The sequence below is a fragment of the Mesorhizobium sp. M7A.F.Ca.US.005.03.2.1 genome (genome assembly GCF_003997795.1).
In the GTDB taxonomy this organism is placed as follows: Bacteria; Pseudomonadota; Alphaproteobacteria; order Rhizobiales; family Rhizobiaceae; genus Mesorhizobium; species Mesorhizobium ciceri.
The window spans coordinates 1-1,163 of sequence record NZ_RZRP01001285.1 but is presented as its reverse complement, the minus strand read 5'-3'; the positions used below and the strand labels follow the sequence as shown (position 1 = coordinate 1,163).

Here is a 1,163-nt window from a genome sequence, read left to right as displayed (position 1 = left end):
CCGTCGGCCGCCAGGTGCCGTGGGATCAGTCGAACCTGCGTGAACAATTCTATTTCACCGAACAGCAGATGCTCGATCCGGCGCAGTTGAGCGCGAGCCTGTCGCGCATCCTGTCCGATCCAGACGCCAAGAAGAAGCTGCAGATAGAGCTCGCCTCCAACGACCTGCAGACCGCCGTGCTCATCGTCGGACAGACGCTGCGGTCCGTCGAGATTCCGGCACCGTCAGGCGGTTCAGCGGAGCCGGTCGGCACTCGGGTCGCCAATCTGTCTTCAACCGAAAGCGTTGCAGTCGCTCGCCAGAGCGTCGTCTCCGGCCTCGAAACTCTCATTGTCGGCGCCTCGGCGGGCGAAGCGGAAAAGGACAAGGCAGGCGATCTTGCGCGCAGCATTCAGACCGAACTTCGTCGCCTGGGGTGCTACCGGATGCAAGTTGATGGCGATTGGGGCACAGGCTCCATCCGTGCCCTCACCGACTACTACAAAAACACCAAACAGATCGCACCCACGACCGAGCCGACCGTCGGATTGCTCGGCGATCTCTTTTTGCGTTCCGGCAGAATCTGCAAGCAGCCGGTCATCGTCAAGGCCAAGCCGGCTAAAGTCGCGTCGGACAACGGCCCTTCGCAAACCGGCCCCAGCCGCAAGGCGGCGAAACGCGCGCAGGCCGTCCCGCAACGCCCCATAGCCCCCCCACCAGACATTAGTGGGGGGATAGGCATCGGTGGTGTGTTTTAGGACGTGGGCTGTCAGGCGGGCCTACTTCATTGGCGTTCGTAACATCACGATTTCGCCTCACGGATCGCCTGCAAAGTCGCATGGCGTAGCTTGTCCTCGCGCTTAAGGGTCTTCACTCGTCCGACAAGGCCAGGTTTGATCCATTCGGCGTCTGGCTTGTCGGCTCCCTTCGGTGGCGTGCCTTTCCCCTCCTGCACCTTGGCCCACAGGCGTTCTCGCATGGCTTTGTTCAGGGCGATGTGAGCCGATCCGACATAGCGGCGTTCCGCATCGCGGGTTGCCATCAAAGCGAGTGGTGCCGATCCCGGTTTTAGCTGCACGCCTGCCACTTCAAAGTCGACTTCCTCGTAGCATTTGGTTTTCAGCCACGCTTCGGTGTCGCCTGACCGATAAACGCTGTCAGGCCGCTTCGACACCATGCCCTCC

General features: G+C 61.5%; 2 pseudogenes. One reads left to right on the top strand and one right to left on the bottom strand.

Annotated features, from left to right (window positions below):
* Window positions 1-737: pseudogene (locus EN991_RS37080) on the top strand (caspase family protein); the annotation flags it as partial.
* Between the two features lie 44 nt (window positions 738-781).
* Here the strand turns inward: EN991_RS37080 and EN991_RS37075 are convergent.
* A pseudogene (locus EN991_RS37075) lies at window positions 782-1,163 on the bottom strand (ATP-dependent DNA ligase); the annotation flags it as partial.